The sequence below is a fragment of the Tistlia sp. genome (assembly GCF_040905785.1).
Classification (GTDB): Bacteria; Pseudomonadota; Alphaproteobacteria; order Kiloniellales; family DSM-21159; genus Tistlia.
The window spans coordinates 170,591-192,903 of the sequence record NZ_JBBDQW010000006.1 but is presented as its reverse complement, the minus strand read 5'-3'; the positions used below and the strand labels follow the sequence as shown (position 1 = coordinate 192,903).

18 protein-coding genes are annotated in these 22,313 nt (G+C 71.0%); 16 read left to right on the top strand and 2 right to left on the bottom strand.

Going from position 1 to position 22,313, the window contains the following annotated elements; translation table 11 throughout:
- Positions 1-57: 57 nt before the first annotated feature.
- The 4 genes from secG (at position 58) to eno (ending at position 3,933) form a co-directional block, all read left to right on the top strand.
- Complete coding sequence (gene secG / locus WD341_RS02290) at positions 58-453, top strand: preprotein translocase subunit SecG (protein WP_368423791.1); 396 nt, start codon at positions 58-60, stop codon at positions 451-453.
- A 207-nt stretch (positions 454-660) separates the two neighbouring features.
- Positions 661-2,286, top strand: a complete 1,626-nt coding sequence (locus WD341_RS02285) for a CTP synthase (protein ID WP_368423790.1) — start codon at positions 661-663, stop codon at positions 2,284-2,286.
- A gap of 79 nt (positions 2,287-2,365) precedes the next feature.
- The gene (locus tag WD341_RS02280) at positions 2,366-2,551 is read left to right on the top strand and encodes a hypothetical protein (protein ID WP_368423789.1); all 186 of its coding nucleotides are present in this window, start codon (positions 2,366-2,368) and stop codon (positions 2,549-2,551) included.
- A 104-nt stretch (positions 2,552-2,655) separates the two neighbouring features.
- Complete coding sequence (gene eno, locus WD341_RS02275) at positions 2,656-3,933, top strand: phosphopyruvate hydratase (protein WP_368423788.1); 1,278 nt, start codon at positions 2,656-2,658, stop codon at positions 3,931-3,933.
- A 54-nt stretch (positions 3,934-3,987) separates the two neighbouring features.
- Here eno and WD341_RS02270 read toward each other — a convergent pair whose 3' ends face one another.
- The gene (locus WD341_RS02270) at positions 3,988-5,889 is read right to left on the bottom strand and encodes a PEP-CTERM sorting domain-containing protein (RefSeq protein ID WP_368423787.1); all 1,902 of its coding nucleotides are present in this window, start codon (positions 5,887-5,889) and stop codon (positions 3,988-3,990) included.
- 242 nt (positions 5,890-6,131) lie between these two features.
- Between WD341_RS02270 and WD341_RS02265 the strand changes: the two genes are divergently transcribed.
- From WD341_RS02265 to lpdA, 6 genes are all read left to right on the top strand, one after another.
- Complete coding sequence (locus WD341_RS02265; protein ID WP_368423786.1) at positions 6,132-6,491, top strand: septum formation initiator family protein; 360 nt, start codon at positions 6,132-6,134, stop codon at positions 6,489-6,491.
- A gap of 272 nt (positions 6,492-6,763) precedes the next feature.
- Positions 6,764-7,966: a pyruvate dehydrogenase (acetyl-transferring) E1 component subunit alpha gene (gene pdhA / locus WD341_RS02260; RefSeq protein ID WP_368423785.1), complete on the top strand. Its 1,203-nt coding sequence runs from the start codon at positions 6,764-6,766 to the stop codon at positions 7,964-7,966.
- Positions 7,967-7,993: 27 nt separating this feature from the next.
- Positions 7,994-9,439, top strand: coding sequence for a pyruvate dehydrogenase complex E1 component subunit beta (locus tag WD341_RS02255; protein ID WP_368423784.1), 1,446 nt, complete (start codon positions 7,994-7,996; stop codon positions 9,437-9,439).
- Positions 9,440-9,537: 98 nt separating this feature from the next.
- A complete protein-coding gene (locus WD341_RS02250; protein WP_368423783.1) occupies positions 9,538-10,932 on the top strand; it encodes a pyruvate dehydrogenase complex dihydrolipoamide acetyltransferase in 1,395 nt (464 codons plus the stop codon).
- Positions 10,933-11,111: 179 nt separating this feature from the next.
- Positions 11,112-11,534 (top strand): VOC family protein, encoded by a 423-nt coding sequence (locus tag WD341_RS02245; RefSeq protein WP_368423782.1) that lies wholly within the window; start codon positions 11,112-11,114, stop codon positions 11,532-11,534.
- A gap of 5 nt (positions 11,535-11,539) precedes the next feature.
- Positions 11,540-12,940 carry a dihydrolipoyl dehydrogenase gene (lpdA, locus tag WD341_RS02240; protein ID WP_368423781.1) on the top strand — a complete coding sequence of 467 codons (1,401 nt, stop codon included), beginning with the start codon at positions 11,540-11,542 and terminating at the stop codon, positions 12,938-12,940.
- 89 nt (positions 12,941-13,029) lie between these two features.
- Here the strand turns inward: lpdA and WD341_RS02235 are convergent, their stop codons facing one another.
- Positions 13,030-14,670 carry a PLP-dependent aminotransferase family protein gene (locus WD341_RS02235; RefSeq protein ID WP_368423780.1) on the bottom strand — a complete coding sequence of 547 codons (1,641 nt, stop codon included), beginning with the start codon at positions 14,668-14,670 and terminating at the stop codon, positions 13,030-13,032.
- 142 nt (positions 14,671-14,812) lie between these two features.
- On the opposite strand from WD341_RS02235, the gene WD341_RS02230 reads away from it, so the two are divergent.
- From WD341_RS02230 to WD341_RS02205, 6 genes are all read left to right on the top strand, one after another.
- Complete coding sequence (locus WD341_RS02230; protein ID WP_368423779.1) at positions 14,813-15,916, top strand: mandelate racemase/muconate lactonizing enzyme family protein; 1,104 nt, start codon at positions 14,813-14,815, stop codon at positions 15,914-15,916.
- Between the two features lies 1 nt (position 15,917).
- Complete coding sequence (locus WD341_RS02225) at positions 15,918-17,435, top strand: aldehyde dehydrogenase family protein (RefSeq protein ID WP_368423778.1); 1,518 nt, start codon at positions 15,918-15,920, stop codon at positions 17,433-17,435.
- An 84-nt stretch (positions 17,436-17,519) separates the two neighbouring features.
- Positions 17,520-18,806, top strand: coding sequence for an NAD(P)/FAD-dependent oxidoreductase (locus tag WD341_RS02220; RefSeq protein ID WP_368423777.1), 1,287 nt, complete (start codon positions 17,520-17,522; stop codon positions 18,804-18,806).
- Positions 18,807-19,010: 204 nt separating this feature from the next.
- Entirely contained in the window at positions 19,011-20,096 is a 1,086-nt protein-coding gene (locus WD341_RS02215; RefSeq protein WP_368423776.1) for an extracellular solute-binding protein, read from the top strand.
- A gap of 184 nt (positions 20,097-20,280) precedes the next feature.
- A complete protein-coding gene (locus WD341_RS02210; protein WP_368423775.1) occupies positions 20,281-21,402 on the top strand; it encodes an ABC transporter ATP-binding protein in 1,122 nt (373 codons plus the stop codon).
- 7 nt (positions 21,403-21,409) lie between these two features.
- The gene (locus WD341_RS02205) at positions 21,410-22,279 is read left to right on the top strand and encodes an ABC transporter permease (RefSeq protein WP_368423774.1); all 870 of its coding nucleotides are present in this window, start codon (positions 21,410-21,412) and stop codon (positions 22,277-22,279) included.
- Positions 22,280-22,313 lie beyond the last annotated feature (34 nt).

Genomic DNA, 22,313 nt, shown 5'->3' with positions numbered 1-22,313 from the left:
AGCGCGCGCGTTTCGCCAGGCTGCGCTGTTGAATCTACTCGAGTTGGAACCGTTCCCATGATCCAGATCCTGCTGATCGTTCACCTGCTGATCGCGCTGGCGATGATCGGCGTCGTCCTGCTCCAGCGCAGCGAGGGCGGCGGCCTCGGCATCGGCGGCGGCGGTGGCGGCGGCGGCGGGATGGGCGGCTTCATGACCGGCCGCGGCACCGCCAACGTGCTGACCCGGGCGACGGCGATCCTGGCCGCGCTCTTCATGGTCAGCTCGATTTCCCTCGCGATCCTGACCGGCGGCGATCGCGCCGGCGTGCCGGCCTCGATCCTCGACCAGGCGCCGCCCCCGGCAGCCGGCGAGGGCGCGGTGCCCGAGACGTCGGGGACCCAGGGAACGGGCACGCCGGGAACGGGCAGCCCGGGCAGCGGCTCCTCGACGCCCAGCGTGCCGGTTCAGTAGCGGCCGGGCTCGCTACGTCCTGCCCGTCCCGAGTCCTGCGACTCGGGGGCGCACCCCGAGGGTCTCCCGGACCCACTTCCCCGCGACCGACGCCGAGCCGGCTCCACAAGCCGGCGACCGCCGTTTGCCTAGCATTGCGGAGCTTGCATGCCTCATCGCCACCAACGCGCTTGCCCGAGCGCGCGACCGTCGAGATAGTGGGGGCCCATGGCGCGGTTCATCTTCATAACCGGCGGCGTGGTCTCCTCACTCGGCAAGGGTCTCGCTTCCGCGGCACTGGGTGCCATCCTGCAGGCGCGCGGGTTCAAGGTGCGCCTGCGTAAGCTCGACCCCTACCTGAACGTCGATCCCGGGACCATGAGCCCCTACCAGCACGGCGAGGTCTACGTCACCGACGACGGGGCCGAGACCGACCTGGACCTGGGCCACTACGAGCGCTTCACCGGCGTCGCCTCTACACGCAGCGACAACGTCACGACCGGCCAGATCTATTCCAAGATCATCGCCAAGGAGCGGCGCGGCGACTATCTGGGCGCGACGGTCCAGGTGATTCCCCACGTCACCGACGCGATCAAGGAGTTCGTGCGCGCCGACCTGGCCGACGAGGACTTCGTGATCTGCGAGATCGGCGGCACCGTCGGCGACATCGAGAGCCTGCCGTTCCTCGAAGCGATCCGCCAGCTCGGCAACGAGCTCGGACGCGCCCGCTCGATGTTCGTGCACCTGACCCTGGTGCCCTACATCGCCTCGGCCGGCGAGCTGAAGACCAAGCCGACGCAGCACTCGGTCAAGGAGCTGCAGTCGGTCGGCATCCAGCCCGACATGCTGCTCTGCCGCTCCGAGCACCCGATCGGCCTGGAGGCGCGCCGCAAGCTGGCGCTGTTCTGCAATCTGCGCGAAGAGGCGGTGATCCAGGCGCTCGACGTCGACACCATCTACGCCGTACCGCGCGCCTATCACGAGGAGGGCATGGACGCGGTCGTCTGCCGGCACTTCGGCCTGGAGACGCCGACGCCGGACCTCTCGATCTGGGACCGCATCGCCGGCACCCTGCGCCAGCCCGACGGCGAGGTCACGATCGGCGTGGTCGGCAAGTACACCAGCCTGATCGACGCCTACAAGTCGCTCGCCGAGGCGCTGACCCACGGCGGCGTCGCCAACGACGTCAGGGTCCGCATCAACTGGCTCGATTCCGAGATCTTCGAGAAGGAAGGCCACGTCCAGGAGCTGGAGGGCGTCCACGGCATCCTGGTGCCGGGCGGCTTCGGCGAGCGCGGCAGCGAGGGCAAGATCGCCGCCGCCCGCTTCGCACGCGAGCGCAAGGTGCCCTACTTCGGCATCTGCTTCGGCATGCAGATGGCGGTGATCGAGGCGGCGCGCCATCTCGCCGGCATGACCGGCGCCGGCTCCAGCGAGTTCGGCCCCTGCGATCCCGCGGTCGTCGGCCTGATGACCGAGTGGGTCCGGGAGAACGAGGTCGAGCGCCGCGGCAACGCCGACGACCTGGGCGGCACCATGCGCCTCGGCGCCTACCCGGCGGTGCTCGAGGCCGGCAGCAAGGTCGCCGAGATCTACGGCAGCCGCCAGATCAGCGAGCGCCACCGCCACCGCTACGAGGTCGACGTCCGCCAGCGCGAGGCCCTGGAGGCGGTCGGGCTGCGCTTCTCCGGCCTGTCGCCCGACGGCGAGCTGCCGGAGATCGTCGAGTTCACCGGCCATCCCTGGTTCGTCGGCGTGCAGTTCCACCCGGAGCTGAAGTCCAAGCCCTACGACCCGCATCCGCTCTTCATCTCCTTCGTGCGCGCCGCCGTCGAGCAGTCGCGCCTGATGTAGCGCCGGGGGCCGTACCGGGGCCATGCGGGGGGAGCGGACGACTTGGCCTCGACGAGCGCCAGGCCCGGCTCGGGCGACCTTGTGTCGCTGCCTGGGCACCGTCGCCTTCATCCTGGTCGCCGTCTGGACCGGCTTCGCGACCAGCGATTGGGACACCGGCGCCGAGCGCCTGATCCAGCTGCTCTCCTCGGTGATCCTGCCGGTCGTGACCCTGGTCATCGGCTACTGCTTCGGCACCGAGACCAACCGGGCCGCCGGCAAGTAGCGCGGTTTTCCGGCGCCCGGCAGGGCCTTGCGGCGCCCGGCAGGCCCGGCTATCCATCGCAGCCACCCGGCACCGCAGAACCAGCCTCGAGGACCAGCAGCGCCATGACCGCCATCACCGACATCCGTGCCCGCGAGATCTTGGATTCCCGCGGCAACCCGACGGTCGAGGTCGACGTCCAGCTGGAGAGCGGCGCCTTCGGCCGCGCCGCCGTGCCCTCGGGAGCCTCGACCGGCGCCCACGAGGCGGTCGAGCTGCGCGACGGCGACAAGGGGCGCTACGGCGGCAAGGGCGTGCTGCGGGCGGTCGAGGCGGTCAACCACGAGATCTTCGACGCGCTCTCCGGCCTCGAGGCCGAGGACCAGGTGGCGCTCGACGCCCTGCTGGTCGAGCTCGACGGCACGGCGAACAAGGCGCGCCTCGGCGCCAACGCGACCCTCGGCGTGTCGCTGGCCGTCGCCAAGGCCGCGGCCGAGGAGGCCGGCCTGCCGCTTTACCGCTACCTCGGCGGCGCCTACGCGCGGACCCTGCCGGTGCCGATGATGAACGTGCTGAACGGCGGTGCCCACGCCGACAACGCCATCGACTTCCAGGAATTCATGATCCTGCCGGCCGGCGCCCCGACCTTCGCCGAGGCCCTGCGCATGGGCGCCGAGGTGTTCCAGGCCCTGAAGGCCGGCCTCAAGGCCGCCGGCCTCTCGACCAACGTCGGCGACGAGGGCGGCTTCGCACCCGACCTCAAGTCCTCCGAGCAGGCCCTCGACCTGCTGATGGCCGCGATCGAGGCGGCCGGCTACCGCGCCGGCGACGAGGTCTTCCTCGGCCTCGACTGCGCCGCGACCGAGTTCTTCAAGGAGGGGCGCTACGCGCTCGCCGGCGAGGGCCGCACGCTCGAGGCCGACGGCCTGGTCGAGCACCTGGCGGCGCTCTGCGACGGCTACCCCATCGTCTCGATCGAGGACGGCCTGGCCGAGGACGACTGGGACGGCTGGGCAGCCCTGACCGAGCGCCTCGGCGAGCGCGTCCAGCTGGTCGGCGACGACCTCTTCGTGACCAACCCGCTGCGCCTCGCCGACGGCATCGGGCGCGGCGTCGCCAACGCGATCCTGGTCAAGATCAACCAGATCGGCACGCTGTCGGAGACCCTGGAGACCGTCGAGCTGGCCAAGGCCAACGGCTACGGCATGGTGATGTCCCACCGCTCCGGCGAGACCGAGGACACGACCATCGCCGACATCGCGGTCGCGACCAACTGCGGGCAGATCAAGACCGGCTCGCTGTCGCGCTCCGACCGCACCGCCAAGTACAACCAGCTGCTGCGCATCGAGGCCGAGCTCGGCAGCGCCGCGCGCTACGCCGGCCCGGCGGTCTTCCGGCGGTAGGGGCGGGGCCGCCGGAGCGATCCGCCCCCAGGACCGCTCCGGCCGACCGTCAGGTCAGGCTCGGCTTCGCCGGGTGCCGGGCCCCTTCCGTCGCCGCAGGCGCGCCGCGCCGCCGATTCCGACGAGGCCGGCCATGATCGCCGCCAGCGAGGCCGGCTCGGGTACAGCCGTGATCCGGGCGGTCAGCAGCCTGCCGTCGAGCTCGAGCGCGACCGGGGTGCCGGCCGGCACGCCCGAACCCGGCGCCGCCCGAGCCCGGATCCCGCCGGAGCTCTCCGCAACGCTGATCGAGCCGAGCACGTCGAAGAAGTCGAAGGTCAGCCCCGGGTCCGGCGTGAAGCCGAGCACGACGTCGAGGAAGCCGGTATCGAACAGCAGGTCGCCGGTGACGGTGATCCGGTCTAGGTCGGCCGGGCCGTCGGCCTCGAGCAGCAGGGAACCGCCGTTGAGCACCAGGTCGCCCTCGACCAGGATCGCGCCGGTCGACGAGCCGACGTCGATCGTCCCGTTGGTCTCCACGGTCACCAGCGTGCCGCCTGCCGAGCTCGCCGTCAGCGTGCCGGAGCCGCTGATCGTGCCGCCGTTGTCGACGACGATCCGGTCCGCCTTCAGGGTGCCGCCCTGGACCAGCTCGACGGTGCCCTTGCCGGCGGCGGCGCCGGCCTGGTCGACGCCGATGCCGAGGTAGCTGCCGGCGTCGAGCAGCGCGCCGGTCCCCTCGATCAGGACCGTGCCTGTTGCACCCGGGCGGTCCCCGACGAATCCGGTAGCCAGGCCGTCGTCGTTCTCGAGCACGACCCGGCCGCCGTCGCGGATCTCCAGCAGGCCCTTGCCGTCCTCGAGACGTCCCACGGCGAAGAAGTTCTCGTCGCCGCGGACCCGCAGCTCGGAACCTGGGCCCTCGACCCGCAGGATACCGTCGCCGCGGGGCCCCAGGATCGAGCTGCCGCCGAGGGTAAAGCCGGCATGGCGCGCGTCCTCAGTCTGCGCGGAGTCGATCAGCATTTGTGCGCCGTCGCGGATGGTCATCTCCCCCGCGCCCTCGTTCGCCCCGAGGGTCAGGAAGGCCCCCTGGTTCGGGTAGGAGAAGCCGACAGGGCAGTCGGGCGTGCAGGCGCCGCGCAGTTCGATCGAGGAGCCGGCCCCCGCCAGGTCGACCACGCCCCGACCGCCGGGGGTGGCGCCGACGTCGAGGAAGACCGGCCCCTCGACGCGCCCGCCGCTGTTGACGTTGAGGACGCCGAGACCGGGCGCCGACGCGCCCGTGTCGCTGCCAACGTTGAGGTCGCCGTTTATCCCCGAGAAGGACAGGAGCCCGCCGGCGGTGACGTTCATCTCGCCGTCGCCGCTGCGGCCGATGGCGCCGTAGGCGAAGGCGCTGGTGACGGAGAGCTCGGAGCCGGCACCGGTAATGTTGACGACGCCGCTGCCGCCCGCGTTGCGCCCGAGATTGAATCCGGCCGGCGCGCCTAGCCCTGGAATCAGGCGGCCGAGTTGCGCGCCCTTCGAGTCTATTTCGACCCTGCCGCCATCCTCGATGTTGATGATGCCGTCGCCGTTCCGCCCGACGTTGAGGAAGGCGCCGTCGAAACCGTCGGTGCCTTCCAGTCGCAGCTGCGAGGGTGTGCCGCCCGCGCCGCCGCGGACCGTCACGGTACCGAAACTGCCAGCCGGCCCGGCGACGGTGGCGAAGGGAAGCGGCTGCTGCAGGACGAGCTGGCTGCCGTTGTCGATGACGAGCGAGCCCGAGGTCGCGCCGCCCGATGCGCCGCCGACGGCGAGCCCGGTCGAGAGGGTCGTGTCGCCTGGCCCGAGGCCGCCCGGCGCGACATCTCCGGCCGCGATGACGGTCGCAGCCGCCGGCGGCGCGGTCGCCAGGGCCGCGAAGGCCGCGAGCAGCATCGGCACCGCGTAACGCCCGACGCGCAGGTTCGACAAGAAAGATGAGTCGCGCATGGCATCTCTCCCAGCAAGAATCCCCCGGTCGCGCGCCCACCCGACAGGAGGAGTGTGGACAGGCCGGGCGGACTCCGCATCACCCGAATGGGTGATGAACCGGCCGCTGCCGCCGCGCTGCGCGACGCTGAAACGGGAAGAGTGAGTCCCGGCGGCCACAGGCGGCAGGGCAATTCGCCTGCCGCGAAAAAGTCTTGCCTTTCCTTTTGACGCCGAGTCGCGGGCGTGATTCACTGCCGGCCATGACGCTCTGGCTGGAAATCAAGCGACGCGCCTGGCGGGTGGTGGGGCAGGGCCTCGCCGCCGCCACCGTGGCCTATTTCGGCTTCCACATGATGACCGGCGACCGGGGCCTGCAGGCCTACCTGCGGATCACCGCCGAGCTGGAGGAGGCCAAGACCGCCGCCGCCGAGCTTTCGGACGAGCGCCGGCGGCTGGAGCAGCGTGTCTCGCTGCTGCGCAACGACCCGCTCGATCCCGACATGCTGGAGGAGCGCGCCCGCGCGCTCATCAACTTCGGCCGCGCCGACGAGGTCGTGATCTTCTACGATCGCGCCCGAGCACCGGCGCGTCGGGAGCTGCGGACCGCGGGCCTGAACTAAGTGCGGCGCACAAATTAGCCTAACTTCGGTTAATCAATCAAAAATGTAGTCCTTTCAGTCGCTTGGGCTGTCCCTTGCGTCCCCCGAAGCTTGGCCCTAGTCTGCGGTTCAGGGAACGCGGCCGGGGTCGGCGGGAGCGCGCGTCGGCGCCTCCCGCAGTCTCCGGGGAACCAGGGCGGCCGGTCGGGGCGTTTCGGCGTCGGGGCGTTTCGGCCTCGAGAGGGTCCGGAGCGGCCGGTCCAGTAAAGAGCGCGGCAGCGCCGGGAGACGAGATGGCGACCTCTGCGAAGAGCGGCGGCGCCGCCCAGCGGTCACAGGGCGGCAAGACGGGCGGCCAGAAGGGCGGCAAGGCGGACAGCAAGCGGGCCGAGGCCAAACCGAAAGCCGGGGCGCCCCGCAAGGGCGCCGCCAAGGGCCGCTCGGCCTCCAAATCGGCCGAAAAGAAGGAGCATCCGGTCGAGCGCCTGGCCGCACGGGCCAAGGGCGAGGACAAGGAGCTCCTGCTCAAGCTCTACGAGGAAATGCTGCTGATCCGCCGCTTCGAGGAGAAGGCGGGCCAGATGTACGGCATGGGCCTGATCGGCGGCTTCTGCCACCTCTACATCGGCCAGGAGGCCGTCGTCGTCGGCGTGCAGTCGGCGCTCGAGGACGGCTCCGACGCCGTCGTCACCTCTTACCGCGACCACGGCCACATGCTGGCGACCGGCATGGAGGCCAAGGGCGTGATGGCCGAGCTGACCGGCCGGCGCGGCGGCTACTCCAAGGGCAAGGGCGGCTCGATGCACATGTTCAGCCGGGAGCGGAAGTTCTTCGGCGGGCACGGCATCGTCGGCGCCCAGGTGCCGATCGGCACTGGCGTCGCCTTCGCCATGAAGTACCTCGAGGAGCCGGGGCTCTGCGTCACCTACCTCGGCGACGGCGCGGTCAACCAGGGCCAGGTCTACGAGTCCTTCAACATGGCGGCGCTCTGGAAGATCCCGGTGATCTACGTCATCGAGAACAACAAGTACGGCATGGGGACCTCGACCGCGCGCGCCGCGGCCAACTCCAAGGAGTTGCACCAGCGCGGCCAGGCCTACGGCATCCCGGGCCGCCAGGTCGACGGCATGGACGTGCTGGCGGTGCGCCAAGCCGCCCAGGAGGTCATCGAGCACGTGCGGTCCGGCAAGGGGCCCTACATCATGGAGATGATGACCTACCGCTACCGCGGCCACTCGATGTCGGACCCGGCCAAGTACCGCAGCAAGGAGGAGGTCCAGCGGATGCGCTCGGAGCACGATCCGATCGACCGCCTGCGCCAGATGCTGCTGCAGGAGAGTCACGCCGCCGAGGCCGACCTCAAGGAGATCGACAAGCGGGTCAAGGAGATCGTCACCGACGCCGCCGAGTTCGCCCAGAACAGCCCCGAGCCCGATCCGTCGGAACTCTGGACCGACATCTACACGGCGGACCAGCCGCCGGTCGCGGCCGAATAGGCCGGATCAGGGCAAGGGGAAGAAACGATGCCGACGAACATCCTGATGCCGGCGCTATCGCCGACCATGACCGAGGGCACGCTGTCGAAGTGGCTGGTCAAGGAGGGCGACAGCGTATCGGCGGGCGACGTGATCGCGGAGATCGAGACCGACAAGGCGACGATGGAGGTCGAGGCGGTCGAGGAAGGCACGCTCGGCAAGATCGTGGTTTCCGAGGGCACCGAGGGGGTGCCGGTCAACGACGTGATCGCGATCCTGCTCGAGGAGGGCGAGAGCGCCGAGGACCTCGACGTCGAGGCCGCCAGGCAGGCCTCGCCGCCGCCGCCCGGCGGCGACAAGGCGGACAAGCCGGCTGAGGAGGGCGCAGAGGAGGACGAGGCGGAGAAGGGCGAGCCGGAGGCCAAGGCGCCGGCCCGGCCGAAGCGCGACACGGCCGACGAGTCGCCCGAGGAGCCCGCGCCCGAGCCCGAGCCCGAGTGGGACGGCCCGACCAAGACCCAGACCGTGCGCGAGGCGCTGCGCGACGCCATGGCCGAGGAGATGCGCCGCGACGCCAAGGTCTTCGTCATGGGCGAGGAGGTCGCGGAGTACCAGGGCGCCTACAAGGTCACCCAGGGCCTGCTCGAGGAGTTCGGAGCGAAGCGTGTGATCGACACGCCGATCACCGAGCACGGCTTCACCGGCCTCGGCGTCGGCGCCGCCATGTACGGCATCCGGCCGATCGTCGAGTTCATGACCTTCAACTTCGCCATGCAGGCAATCGACCAGATCATCAACTCGGCGGCCAAGACGCTCTACATGTCCGGCGGCCAGATCCAGAGCCCGATCGTGTTCCGCGGCCCGAACGGCGCCGCCTCTCGAGTCGCTGCCCAGCATTCCCACGACTACGCCGCCTGGTACGCCTCGGTCCCCGGCCTCAAGGTCGTGGCGCCCTGGAGCGCGGCCGACGCCAAGGGCCTGCTGAAGTCGGCGATCCGCGACCCCAATCCGGTGATCTTCCTCGAGAACGAGGTGCTCTACGGGCAGTCCTTCGAGGTGCCCGAGAGCGACGACTGGACCGTGCCGATCGGCAAGGCGCGCATCGTGCGGCCGGGCAAGGACCTGACCCTGGTGACCCACTCGATCTGCGTCGGGCGCTGCCTGGAGGCCGCCGAGAAGCTCGCCGAGGAGGGCATCGAGGCGGAGGTCATCGACCTGCGCACGATCCGGCCGATGGATACCGCCACAATCGTCCGCTCGGTCAAGAAGACCAACCGCTGCGTCTCGGTCGACGAGGGCTTCCCGACCTGCGGGATCGGCGCCGAGATCGTCGCCGTGATGATGGAGCAGGCCTTCGATTACCTGGACGCGCCGGTGATCCGGGTCACCGGCAAGGACGTGCCGATGCCCTACGCCGCAAACCTCGAGAAGATGGCCCTGCCGCAGACCGCCGACGTGATCGCCGCGGCCAAGGCCGTCTGCTACGCCGACTGACGACCCGATCCGTGAGCAGCAACGCCAGACCGCACTGCCAGGCTGTACTGCCAGACTGCACTGACTGAGGCCCCGGGCCGCCGGGCAAGAGGGAAGACATGCCGACGAACATCCTGATGCCGGCGCTATCGCCGACCATGACCGAGGGCACGCTGTCGAAGTGGCTGGTCAAGGAGGGCGACAGCGTATCGGCGGGCGACGTGATCGCGGAGATCGAGACCGACAAGGCGACAATGGAGGTCGAGGCGGTCGAGGAGGGCACGCTCGGCAAGATCGTGGTTTCCGAGGGCACCGAGGGCGTGCCGGTCAACGACGTGATCGCGATCCTGCTGGAGGAGGGCGAGAGCGCCGAGGACCTCGACGTCGAGGCCGCCAAGCAGGCCTCGCCGCCGCCGCCCGGCGGCGACAAGGCGGACAAGGGCGAGGGCGAGGCCAAGCCCGAGGCCAAGCCCGAGGCGAAAGGCAAACCGGAAGCGAAGTCCCAGGCCAAGGCCGAGCCCGAGGCGAAGGCGCCCGCGCCCAAAGCCAAGAGCAAGGAGGGCGACGGCGCCGGCGAGGGCGGTCGGGTCTTCGCCAGCCCGCTCGCCCGGCGCATGGCCGAGCAGGCCGGGCTCGAGCTCTCGCGGATCGAGGGCAGCGGCCCCAAGGGGCGCATCGTCAAGGCCGATGTCGAGGCGGCGCTCGCGGGCGGCGCGCCGAAGGCCGAGGCCAGGCCCGAGGCGGCGGCCCGGGGTGAAGCGCCGGCGGCGGCCGCTGCGGCGGCGCCGGCGGCCGGCGTGCGCGCCAAGGAATGGGCCGACAAGCTCGGCATGGCCTACCGACAGGAGCCGCTCAGCGGCATGCGCAAGGTCATCGCCCGGCGCCTGACCGAGTCCAAGCAGACGGTGCCGCACTTCTACCTGACCCTCGACTGCGAGATCGACGCGCTGCTCAAGGTGCGCAAGGAGCTGAACGAGCGCTCCGACGCCTACAAGCTCTCGGTCAACGACTTCGTCATCCGCGCCTCGGCGCTGGCCCTGAAGCAGGTGCCGACGGCCAACGCCGCCTACGACGAGAGCGGCCTGCTGTTCTTCGAGCACGCCGACATCTCGGTCGCCGTCGCGACGCCGGCCGGCCTGATCACGCCGATCATCAAGCAGGCCGAGAACAAGGGCCTGGCGCAGATCTCCAAGGAGATGAAGGACCTGGCCGGGCGTGCCCGCGACAACAAGCTGAAGCCGGAGGAGTACCAGGGCGGTACCTTCTCGGTCTCCAACCTCGGCATGTTCGGCATCAAGCACTTCGAGGCGGTGATCAACCCGCCCCAGGGCTGCATCCTGGCGATCGGCGCCGGGGAGCAGCGTCCAGTCGTCAGGGCGGGCGCGCTCGCGATCGCCACCGTCATGAGCTGCACCCTCTCGGTCGACCACCGGGTCGTCGACGGCGCGGTCGGCGCCGAGTACCTGGCGGCCTTCAAGAAGCTGATCGAGGACCCGCTGACGATGCTGCTCTGAGGATCCGATGCCGGTGCTCGCTCGTGCGTCATGGTTCGACAGGCTCACCATGAAGCACGACCAGGGGCCGGCGCCGTCTGTTCCGTCGCTTCATGGTGAGCCTGTCGAACCATGAAGCGCCCCGGCCCTGCCGCTATCGGATCGAGGAAGCCGAGCTGCCCGAGCTAGGAACTGCCCCAATGAGCGAAGAGAACCCAAGCATCCTGTCCCACGTCTCGGTCGGCACCGACGACTTCGAGCGGGCGACGGCCTTCTACGACCGCCTGCTGACGGCGCTCGGCATCGGCCGGGTCCTGGAGCATCCGGGCGCGGTCGCCTACGGTCGGGCCTATCCGGAGTTCTGGGTGCAGACGCCCGTCGACGGCCGGCCGGCCTCGGTCGGCAACGGCACGCACGTCGGCTTCGGCGCCACCTCGCAGGCGCAGGTCGAGGCCTTCCACCGCGAGGGGCTCGCCGCCGGGGCCAGCGACGCGGGCGCGCCGGGACCGCGCGAGGCGTACGGCGCGCCCTACTACGGCGCCTTCCTGCGCGACCCCGACGGGCACAAGATCGAGGCGGTCTTCTGGGACCAGGAGCTCGCCGCCAAACTGGGCATGGGATAGCGAAGATGGCCGAGACCTCCTTCGATCTGATCGTCGTCGGCTCCGGGCCGGGCGGCTACGTCGCTGCGATCCGCGCCGCGCAGCTCGGCCTCAAGGCGGCCGTCGTCGAGCGCGCGGAGCTCGGCGGCATCTGCCTCAACTGGGGCTGCATCCCGACCAAGGCGCTGCTGCGCTCGGCCGAGGTCTACCGGACCTTTCAGCACGCCAAGGACTACGGCCTCTCGGCCGAGAAGATCGGCTTCGACAACGCCGCCGTGGTCAAGCGCTCGCGCGCCGTCGCCAAGCAGCTCAACCAGGGCGTGACGCACCTGCTGAAGAAGAACAAGGTGACGACGCTGCTGGGCCGCGGCACCCTGAAGGGCGGCGGCAAGGTCGAGGTCGCCGACAAGGACGGCAAGAAGAGCAGCTACGCGGCCAAGCACATCATCCTGGCGACCGGCGCGCGGCCGCGCGTGCTGCCCGGCCTCGAGCCCGACAAGAAGCTGGTCTGGACCTACTTCGAGGCCATGGTGCCCGAGAAGATGCCGAAGTCGCTGCTGGTCATGGGCTCGGGCGCCATCGGCATCGAGTTCGCCAGCTTCTTCCTCACGCTCGGCGCCGAGGTCACGGTGGTCGAGATCCTGCCGCAGATCCTGCCGGCCGAGGACGAGGAGATCGCCGGCCACGCCCGCAAGCAGCTCGAGAAGCAGGGCCTGAAGATCCTGACCTCGACCAAGGTCGCGAAGCTGGAGAAGGGCTCGGATTCGGTCACCGCGACCCTGGAAGACGAGAAGGGCAAGAACACGAAGCTGACCGTGGATCGCGTGATCTCGGCGGTCGGCGTGGTCGGCAACGTCGAGGACCTGGGCCTCGAGAACACCAAGGTGAAGACCGAGCGCGGCCTGATCGTCACCCACGGCCTCGGCAAGACCGACGAGCCGGGCGTCTACGCCATCGGCGACGTTGCCGGGCCGCCGATGCTGGCCCACAAGGCCAGCCACGAGGGCGTGCTCTGCGTCGAGGCGATCGCCGGCGGCCATCCCCACGAGATGGACAAGCTGAAGATCCCGGGCTGCACCTACTGCCACCCGCAGATCGCCTCGGTCGGCCTGACCGAGAAGAAGGCCAAGGAGGCCGGCCACGAGGTCCGGGTCGGCCGCTTCCCCTTCATCGGCAACGGCAAGGCGATCGCGCTCGGCGAGTCCGAGGGCCTGGTCAAGACGGTCTTCGACGCCAAGACCGGCCAGCTGCTGGGCGCCCACATGGTCGGCGCCGAGGTCACCGAGCTGATCCAGGGCTACGTCGTCGCCATGAACCTGGAGACCACCGAGCAGGAGCTGATGCAGACCGTCTTCCCGCATCCGACCCTCTCCGAGATGATGCACGAGTCCGTGCTCTCGGCCTACGGCCGCGCGATCCACTTCTAGGGACCCACCCCTCTCGCTCCTTCGCCCTCCCGCTCCGCCGCCCGCGCCCCGTCCCGGTCGCTTTTTCCGTCGCACCCGCCCGTCTTCCGTCATCCCCGCGAAAGCGGGGATCCAGAGACAGGCGCCGCCTGCGCAGACGCGGTCGGGCTCGTGTCCGCGGCCTCTTCCTCGGGATCCCCGCTTCCGCGGGGATGACGAGAGGGGGGGCGGGGATGGCGGTCGACGAGAGAGGGCGCCGCGGCCGCCTCCGCCAGCACCTCCTCCATCACCGCTCCCAGCACCGCCACGCCGCGCTTGAGCTCGGCCGGGCCGACGCCGCTGAAGCCGAGGACCAGGCCGCGCGCGGCGATCGGGGCGAGGGCGAAGCGCTGCAGGGGTACCACGGTGATGCCGCGCTCCCAGGCGCGGCGCGCGACCTCGGTCTCCTCCAGGACGGGGGCGAGCAGGCCGACGGTGTGCAGGCCGGTGCCGGTCGGCACGACCTCGAGCAGGCCGCCGAGCCGCGCGCGCGCCGCCGCCAGCAGGGCCTCGTGGCGCTCGGCGTAGAGCTTGCGCATGCGCCGGATGTGGGTCGCGAAGTTGCCCTCCTCCATGAAGTCGGCGACCACCGCCTGAGGGTTCGAGGGCACGCCCGGCACGAAGCAGCGCATCGCCTTGTCGAAGACCTCGACCAGGCCCGGCGGCACCAGCACGTAGCCGAGGCGCAGCGCCGGGAACAGCGACTTCGAGAAGGTCCCGACGTAGATCACGCGGCCGGCGCTGTCGGTGCTCTTCAAGGTCGGCGGCGGCCGGCCGGCGTAGCAGAACTCGCCGTCGTAGTCGTCCTCGACGATCCAGGCGTCGGCCTGTTCGGCGGCGGCCAGCAGGGCGAGACGGCGGCGCAGGCTCATGGTGCTGCCCATCGGCTGCTGGTGCGAGGGCGTCACGAAGGCCAGGCGGAAGCCCGGCGCCTGCACCAGCCCGGCCTCGACCACCAGGCCCTCCTCGTCGACCGGCACCGGCACCAGCTCGGCGCCGGCCGCGGCGAAGCAGTTGCGGGCGCCGATCGCGCCGGGGTTCTCGATCCACACGGGATCGCCGGGGTCGAGCAGGATGCTGGCGATCAGCTGGAAGCCGTGCTGGGCGCCGTTGACGATGAAGATCTGTTCGGGCTCGCAGGCGATCGCCCGGTTGGCGCGCAGGTGCGCGGCGACGGCCCGGCGCAGCGGCAGGTAGCCCTGGCTGTCGCCGTAGCCGAGCACGACCTCGCGCTGGTCGCGCCAGTGCTTGGCGACATGGCGCGACCAGAGCGCCATCGGAAAGGCGTCGAAGGCCGGCATCGCCGTGGTGAAGGCGCGCGGCTCGTGCGGCAGCCGGTCGAAGAAGGTCTCGGCGCGCCGCGTCATGGTCTCAGACAGGCGCGGGGGCGGGGGGGCCGGGGCCGCCGCGGGCGCGCCCGCCGGCGAGGGGCGGGGGCCGTCGAGCGCCGCGCTGACGTAGGAGCCGGCGCCGACGCGCGCCTCGATCAGCCCTTCGGCCTGCAGCCGGGCGAAGGCCTCGATCACCGTGGTGCGCGAGACGCCGAGGTCGCGGGCGACGGTGCGGCTGGCCGGCAGGCGGTCGCCGGCGCGCAGCGCGCCCGAGAGGATCAGCTCGCGCAGGGCGAGGCAGAGCTGGCTGCTCAGCGGCTTGGCCGAGCCCTGGTCGAGCTTCAGGGAGAGCAGAAGCGCGCCACCGGAGGTCTTGACCATGGCTGTCGGGTCCCCGCTTGGCGGCGAATCGGACTCCAAGATTATCCAGAATGGACCTTCCGTCCAGACCACTTAGGGCCTCTGTAGGAAGGACCGCTCCCGCGTGCCCTGTCACGCCAGCCAGACCCGGACCCCGAGCCCCATGAAGATCCGCTCGATAGAGACCTTCTCCAGCCGCTACGTCGGCTTCGTGCGCGTGACCACGGACGAGGGGCGCCAGGGCTGGGGCCAGATGTCGACCTACAACGCCGACATCACCGCCCAGGTGCTGCACCGCCAGGTCGCGCCCTGGTCGCTCGGCGCCGACGCCCTGGCGATCGACGCCCTGGTCGACCTGGTGCCGGAGAAGGAGCTGAAGTTTCCCGGCCCCTACTTGTTCCGCGCCCTCGGCGGCCTGGAGACGGCGCTCTGGGACCTGCGCGGCAAGCTGGAGGGGCGCAGCGTCTGCGAGCTGCTCGGCGGCACGCCGGGCCGGCTGCGCGCCTATGCCTCCTCGATGAAGCGCGACATCACGCCGGAGCAGGAAGCCGAGCGCTTCCTCCGGCTGCGCGACCGTCATGGCTTCGAGGCCTTCAAGTTCCGCGTCGGCGCCGAGTTCGGCCACGACGTCGACGAGTGGCCGGGGCGCACCGAGGCGATCGTGCCGGCCCTGCGCAAGGCGCTGGGCCCGGAGGCGACGCTGCTCGCCGACGCCAACAGCGGCTTCTCGCCGAAGCGCGCGATCGAGGTCGGGCGGCTGCTCGAGGACCAGGGCATCTGCCACTACGAGGAGCCCTGCCCCTGGTGGGAGCTGGAGCAGACCCGCGAGGTCCGCGAGGCCCTGTCCCTCGACGTCACCGGCGGCGAGCAGGACTGCCTGCTGCCGAGCTGGCGGCACATGATCGAGATGGGCGCCGTCGACGTCGTCCAGCCCGACGTCTGCTACCTCGGCGGCCTGGTCCGGACCCTGCGCGTGGCGCGCATGGCCGAGGCGGCAGGCCTGCCCTGCACGCCCCATAGCGCCAACCTCTCCCTGGTCACGCTCTTCACCATGCACCTGCTGCGCGCTATTCCCAACGCCGGGCCCTACCTGGAGCTCTCGATCGAGGGACCGGACTACTATCCCTGGCAGGAGGGCCTGTTCCTGGGCGAGCCCTTCGCCGTGACCGAGGGCCACGTCACGGTCACCGACGCGCCCGGCTGGGGCGTCGAGATCGACCCGGCCTGGCTCGAGCGCGCCGACCACCTGATCAGCGAGGCGAACTGACATGGCCGAGAGCGAGACGTTGCAGGGGCTCGCCGCCCGGGTCCTGGCGGCCGGCGAGGAGGCCGCCGCCGTCCTGGCGCTGCCGGAGCGCCACTGGATCGACGGCGCCTGGCAGGCGCCCGCGGCCGGCCGCAGCCTGGAGAGCTGGGATCCCGGCTCCGGCCGCGCCTACGCGCGCTTCGCCGCGGGCGACGCCGCAGACGTGTCCGAGGCCGTGGCCTCGGCCCGCGAGGGCTTCCGGCGCTGGTCGGCGACGGCGCCGGCCGAGCGCGGCCGCGTGCTGCAGCGCGCCGCCGAGCTGCTGCGCGCCGAGGCGGCGCGCTTCGCCGTGGCCGAGAGTCTGGACTGCGGCAAGCCGCTCGGCGAGGCCGCCGGCGACGTGCGGGGTGCCGCGCGCGCCTTCGAGTACTACGCCGGGGCCTGCGACAAGCTGCAGGGCGAGACCATCCCGCTCGGCCGCGACTACCTGGCCTACACCCTGATCGAGCCGGTCGGGGTCACGGCCCACGTGATTCCCTGGAACTACCCGATCTCGACCGCTGCGCGCGGCCTGGCGCCGGCGCTCGCCGCCGGCTGCTCGGTCGTCGCCAAGCCGGCCGAGCAGACGCCGATGACGGCGCTGCTGCTGGCCGAGCTGCTGCAGCGCGCCGGCCTGCCCGACGGCGTCTGCAACGTCGTCACCGGCACCGGCGCCGAGGCCGGGGCGCCGCTGGTCGCCGACCCGGCGGTGCGCCACGTCACCTTCACCGGCTCGGTCGAGACCGGCCGCACGGTCATGGCGGCCGCCGCCCGCAGCATCGCCAGCGTGACCCTGGAGCTCGGCGGCAAGTCGCCGGTCGTGGTGCTCGCCGACTGCGACCGCGAGGCGGCGCTGGAGGGCGTCATGGGCGCGATCTGGGAGAACGCCGGGCAGATCTGCTCGGCCGGCTCGCGCCTGGTCGTCGAGCGCGGCCTGCACGACGGCTTCCTGGAGGAGCTGGTGCGCCGGACCCGCGCGCTCAGCCTCGGCCACGGCCTGCGCGACCCCCAGGTCGGCCCGATCAGCTCGCCGGCGCAGCTCGCCAGGATCCGCGGCTACGTCGAGGCGGCCAAGGCGCGCGGCGTCGCCGTCGCGACCGGCGGCGAGACGACCGTCGACCCCGAGACCGGCGCCGGCTGGTTCTTCCAGCCGACCATCCTCGACGCCCTGGAGCCTTCGGACCCCTGCGTCCAGGAGGAGATCTTCGGGCCGGTGCTCTCGGTGCAGGTCGCCGAGGACGCGGCGCACGCCCTGGCGCTCGCCAACGGCACCGACTACGGCCTGGTCGCCGGCATCTACACGCGCGACGTCGACCGCGCCCTGGCGCTGGCCCGCGACCTCGACTGCGGGCAGGTCTACGTCAACGAGTACTTCGCCGGCGGCATCGAGACGCCCTTCGGCGGCAACCGCCTGTCGGGCTTCGGCCGCGAGAAGGGCCTCGACGGCTTGCGCGCCTACTGCAAGGTCAAGAGCGTCGCCGCGCGAATCCGGGCATCCTGAGCCACCGAATCAATCTGGGGAGTGACGAGGGTGGGGCAGGGTAGTGCGAGGCCCGCGGGTGCCGGGGCACCGGCGGGCGGGGCGTTGTTCACCGAGGATTTCAAGGCCGAGCCCTTCTGGTGGGAGGCCGCGCCGCGGCCGAGGCTGCCGGCGGCGGCGCTGCCGGCGGAGGCCGACGTCCTGGTCATCGGCTCGGGCTACACCGGCCTCCATGCCGCCCTGCAGACGGCGCGTGGCGGCCGCTCGACCGTGGTGCTCGACGCCGAGGCCGCGGGCTGGGGCTGCAGCTCGCGCAACGGCGGGCAGATCAGCACCTCGATCAAGCCGAAGTACGACGCGCTGGCCGCCCGCTACGGCGCCGACAAGGCCTACGCGATCCTCAGGGAAGGCCACGACGCCCTGGCCTGGACGGGCGACTTCCTCGCGGCCGAGGGCCTCGACTGCGACTTCCGGGTCTGCGGGCGCTTCCACGCCGCCCACAACCCGGCGCAGTACGAGAAGCTGGGCCGCGCGCTCAGCCGCGAGCCCAAGGGCCTGGAGAGCGACGGCCGGCTGGTGCCGCGCGCCGAGCAGCGCAGCGAGCTCGGCACCGACGCCTACCACGGCGGCATCGTCTACCCGCGCCACGCCGTGCTCGACCCCGGCCGCTACCACCTCGGTCTGCTGGGGCTGGTCCAGGCGGCGGGGGCGACCGTGGTCTCCCACTGCCCGGCCGAGGGCATCCGGCGCGAGGGTGAGGGCTTCGAGGTCGCGACGCCGCTCGGCACGATCCGGGCGCGCGAGGTCGTGGTCGCGACCAACGGCTACACCGGCAGCCTGACGCCCTGGCAGCGCCGGCGGGTGATTCCGATCGGCAGCTACATCATCGCCACCGAGCCGCTCGCGCCCGGGCTGATGGACCGGCTGATGCCGCGCGACCGCGTCGTCGGCGACAGCCGCAAGGTCGTCTACTACTATCGCGCCTCGCCGGACCGGCAGCGCATCCTGTTCGGCGGCCGCGTCTCCTTCTCCGAGACCGACCCCAGGGTCAGCGGGCCGCGCCTGCACGCCGCCATGACCCGGATCTTCCCGGAGCTGGCCGAGACCCGGATCAGCCACTCCTGGGTCGGCTTCGTCGCCTACACCTTCGACGAGCTGGCCCACGTCGGCCGCCAGGACGGCCTGCACTACGCCATGGGCTACTGCGGCTCCGGCGTCTCCATGGCCGGCTACCTGGGCATGCGCGTCGGCCAGCAGGTCCTGGGCCTGGCCGAGGGCCGCACCGCCTTCGACGGCCTGGCCTTCGACACCCGGCCGCTCTACCGCGGCAATCCCTGGTTCCTGGCGCCCTCGGTCGCTTTCTACCGCTGGCGTGACCGGCTCAACCTCTGAGGCGGGGGGCGGTGGGAATGGTCCTGCCTTTTGTCCAGAATGGACCTTCCCTCGCGACCATTGCCGGCCTCTACTGGCGGTTCGATCGCGCGGCGGACCCCTGGACCGGGGCCGAGAACAACAAGAGCGTCGCGCGCAGGGAAGCTTGACACCGAGGCTCGGGGGCCCGCGGGGCCGGTTCGGGCGTCTGGGAAGGAGGACATCATGAAGAGCACGAGAACGAAGCTGTTGTCGGCGGGCGTCGTCACGCTCGCCATGCTGGCGGGGATGCCGGGCGCGCAGGCCGAGACCCTGCGGCTGCTGACCTGGGGCTCCTACGCCCCCGAGGAGGTCGTCCGCCTGTTCGAGGAGAAGTACCCCGACATTGACGTCGAGGTGACCTTCTCCAACAACGAGGAGATGATCGCCAAGCTGCGCGCCACCGGCGGCGCCGGCTACGACCTGGCCCAGCCGAGCCACGACCGCATCTACGCGGTCCAGCAGGAGTACCGGCTCTACAAGCCGCTCGACCTGTCGAAGATCGACACCTCGGTCTACGAGCCCTCGCTGCTCGAGGGCGTCAAGGCCAACACCACGATCGACGGCGAGGTCTACTCGGTGCCCCACCAGTGGGGCACCTCCGGCATCATGGTGGACAAGACCAAGGCGCCCGAGATCAAGAGCTGGGCCGACCTCTGCGATCCCAAGTACAAGGGCCGGACCTCGATGCGCCTGAAGCGCACGATCCTGCTCGGCACGGCCTTCGCCATGGGCGAGGATCCCTTCGCCGCCTACGACGACCTCGAGGAGTACCAGCAGATCCTCGACCGGGTCGCCGAGAAGCTGATCGCCTGCAAGGACAACATCAAGGCCTACTGGCAGGGCGGCGACGACCTCGCCAGCCTGATGCTCTCGGGTGAGGTGGTCGCCTCCGAGACCTGGGATTCGACGGCCTTCCGGATCTACAACGAGAACCCGAACATCGTCTTCGTGCCGCCCGAGACCGGCGCGCTGGCCTGGATCGACACCTTCTCGATCCCCGCCAAGGGCGAAGCCGACGAGGCTGCCTACAAGTGGATCAACTTCGTCCTGCAGCCGGAGATCGTGAAGCTCATGTCGGCCAGCACCGGCAGCATGTGCGCGATCAAGGGCGGCAAGGAGCTGCTGCCCGACGACAAGAAGGCGGCCTACAACGCGGCCTTCAGCGACGAGGACGTGGCGCGCCTGAAGTTCTTCGCCAACATCCCGGCCGGCGTCGAGGACATGGAAGGCAAGACCCTGGAGAAGATCAAGGCCGCCACCGGCGGCTGAGCATAGCCGAGGTCCTCCTCCGTGCTTTCCCTCTCCGCCCCTGGGGGCGGAGAGGGCAGGGAGAGGTGGGGGGTCGGTACATCAGGGGAGAAGGGGAGTCGCCCCACCTCACCCCGTCCCTCTCCGCCCCCCGGGGCGGAGAGGGAGCACGGGCGAGAATCGGAAGGCCAGCGGCCGGGGGACCATGACCAGCGATTCAACGAACGATCTGGAGTGCGAGCGCCTGACCAAGCGCTTCGGGGCCTTCACCGCCGTCGACGACGTCTCCTTCGAGATCCCGAGCGGCTCCTTCTTCTCGATCCTCGGGCCCTCGGGCTGCGGCAAGACCACCCTGATGCGCATGATCGCCGGCTTCGAGGAGCCGGCCGCCGGCGATATCCGCATCCGCGGCCGCTCGGTGATCGGCACGCCGGCCAACAAGCGCAACGTCAAGATGGTGTTCCAGCACCTGGCGCTCTTCCCGATGATGAACGTCGGCGAGAACATCGCCTACGGCCTGCGCTGCGCCGGCGTCGGCCGCGCCGAGGTCGAGCGGCGGGTCGGCGCGGTGCTCGAGCGCATCGGCCTGCCGGGCGTCGAGACCAAGCAGATCAACCAGCTTTCCGGCGGCCAGAAGCAGCGCATCGCGATCGCCCGCTGCATGGTCCTGGAGCCCGACGTACTGCTGCTCGACGAGCCGCTCGGCGCCCTCGACCTGAAGCTGCGCGAGCGCATGAAGATCGAGCTGAAGCTGCTGCAGCACCAGTTCGACACGACCTTCGTCTACATCACCCACGACCAGTCCGAAGCCCTGGTCATGTCGGACCGCGTCGCCGTCATGAACGGCGGCCGCTTCGAGCAGATCGGCACGCCGCAGGAGCTCTACCACGCGCCGGCGACCGGCTTCGTCGCCGGCTTCGTCGGCGACAGCAACCGCTGGCGCGGCCGGGTCCGGGGCGGCGGCGAGCTGCTGGAGGTCGAGACCGGGGACGGCGTCCGGCTGCGCTGCCGGCCGGGCGCGGGCGCGCTGGCCGAGGGCGCGGCGGTCGAGGTCTTCGTGCGCCCCGAGGCGCTCTCGCTGCAGCCGGCCGGCGCGCCGGAGGCCGAGGGCCCGGCCAACTCCCCAGCCAACCGCCTCGAGGGGCGGGTCGACAGCCTGCTGTTCAACGGCGCCGCCAGCCGGGTGCTGGTGCGCGGTGCCGGCGACCAGCTGGTCGAGGTCGGCCACGTGCCGGGGCCGGGCGTGCCGGAGCTGCGTCCCGGCGACGCCGTCGTCCTGGGCTTCGCGCCGGCCGAGGCGACCTGCTTCGCGGCAGCCTCGGCGTGAGCGCGCGATGAGCAAGCGCGACGCCGACCGCCTGGCGCTGTTCCTGCTGCTGGCGCCCTTCGCGCTGTGGATCCTGCTGCTGATCGTGCTGCCGCACCTCGGCATCGGCTACCTGTCGCTGCGCGAGAAGGTGGCGCCGCGCGTCTACCAGTTCGGCTTCGCCAACTACATCGACTTCATCCGGGAGCCGATCTACTGGAACACCCTGCTGCGCACCGCCTGGATGTCGGTCCTGGTGACGGTGCTGACGCTCTTCATCGGCTTTCCGATCGCCTACTACATCGCCAAGGTCGCCGGCCGGCGCAGCCGCGCCGCCCTGTTCCTGCTGTGCCTGGTGCCGCTGTGGGTCAGCGACCTGGTGCGCGCCTTCGGCTGGATCATGCTGCTGCGCGAGACCGGCATCCTGTCGGGCCTGCTGCAGTGGAGCGGGCTCTCGGCCGGGCCGGTCGAGATGCTCTACAACGACGCCACGGTGATCGTCGGGCTGATCTACACGGTCGTGCTGTTCATGATCGTGCCGATCGTCTCGACCCTCGACGGCATGGACGACAGCCTGATCGAGGCCGGCTACAACCTCGGCGGCGGCCGTCTGACGGTGCTGCGCCGGATCGTCGTGCCCTACGCCATGCCGGGCATCGTCGCCGGCTGCATCATCGTCTTCATGCTGACCGCCGGCAGCTACCTGACGCCGATCCTGCTCGGCGGCAAGAACTCCATGTGGTTCACCGAGCAGATCTACGACCAGTTCATCACCCGCTACAACTGGGAGAGCGGCTCGACCTTCGGCATCCTGCTGCTGGTCTTCACCTCCCTGGTCGTCTGGGCCGGCCTGCGCCTGACCGGACAGAACCTGGCCAACACGGTGGCCAAGCGATGAGGAAGGGCGGGATGGGGCAGCCTTCTGGACCGTC

What these genes read in the sequence shown, in the direction of transcription:
- WD341_RS02210 (WP_368423775.1), top strand. Translation starts at nt 20,281, where the DNA reads ATGACCAGCGATTCAACGAACGATCTGGAGTGCGAGCGCCTGACCAAG.
- WD341_RS02205 (WP_368423774.1), top strand. Translation starts at nt 21,410, where the DNA reads ATGAGCAAGCGCGACGCCGACCGCCTGGCGCTGTTCCTGCTGCTGGCG.
- secG (WP_368423791.1), top strand. Translation starts at nt 58, where the DNA reads ATGATCCAGATCCTGCTGATCGTTCACCTGCTGATCGCGCTGGCGATG.
- WD341_RS02270 (WP_368423787.1), bottom strand. Translation starts at nt 5,889, where the DNA reads ATGCGCGACTCATCTTTCTTGTCGAACCTGCGCGTCGGGCGTTACGCG.
- WD341_RS02225 (WP_368423778.1), top strand. Translation starts at nt 15,918, where the DNA reads ATGGCCGAGAGCGAGACGTTGCAGGGGCTCGCCGCCCGGGTCCTGGCG.
- pdhA (WP_368423785.1), top strand. Translation starts at nt 6,764, where the DNA reads ATGGCGACCTCTGCGAAGAGCGGCGGCGCCGCCCAGCGGTCACAGGGC.
- lpdA (WP_368423781.1), top strand. Translation starts at nt 11,540, where the DNA reads ATGGCCGAGACCTCCTTCGATCTGATCGTCGTCGGCTCCGGGCCGGGC.
- WD341_RS02245 (WP_368423782.1), top strand. Translation starts at nt 11,112, where the DNA reads ATGAGCGAAGAGAACCCAAGCATCCTGTCCCACGTCTCGGTCGGCACC.
- WD341_RS02255 (WP_368423784.1), top strand. Translation starts at nt 7,994, where the DNA reads ATGCCGACGAACATCCTGATGCCGGCGCTATCGCCGACCATGACCGAG.
- WD341_RS02285 (WP_368423790.1), top strand. Translation starts at nt 661, where the DNA reads ATGGCGCGGTTCATCTTCATAACCGGCGGCGTGGTCTCCTCACTCGGC.
- WD341_RS02235 (WP_368423780.1), bottom strand. Translation starts at nt 14,670, where the DNA reads ATGGTCAAGACCTCCGGTGGCGCGCTTCTGCTCTCCCTGAAGCTCGAC.
- eno (WP_368423788.1), top strand. Translation starts at nt 2,656, where the DNA reads ATGACCGCCATCACCGACATCCGTGCCCGCGAGATCTTGGATTCCCGC.
- WD341_RS02215 (WP_368423776.1), top strand. Translation starts at nt 19,011, where the DNA reads ATGAAGAGCACGAGAACGAAGCTGTTGTCGGCGGGCGTCGTCACGCTC.
- WD341_RS02230 (WP_368423779.1), top strand. Translation starts at nt 14,813, where the DNA reads ATGAAGATCCGCTCGATAGAGACCTTCTCCAGCCGCTACGTCGGCTTC.
- WD341_RS02265 (WP_368423786.1), top strand. Translation starts at nt 6,132, where the DNA reads ATGACGCTCTGGCTGGAAATCAAGCGACGCGCCTGGCGGGTGGTGGGG.
- WD341_RS02250 (WP_368423783.1), top strand. Translation starts at nt 9,538, where the DNA reads ATGCCGACGAACATCCTGATGCCGGCGCTATCGCCGACCATGACCGAG.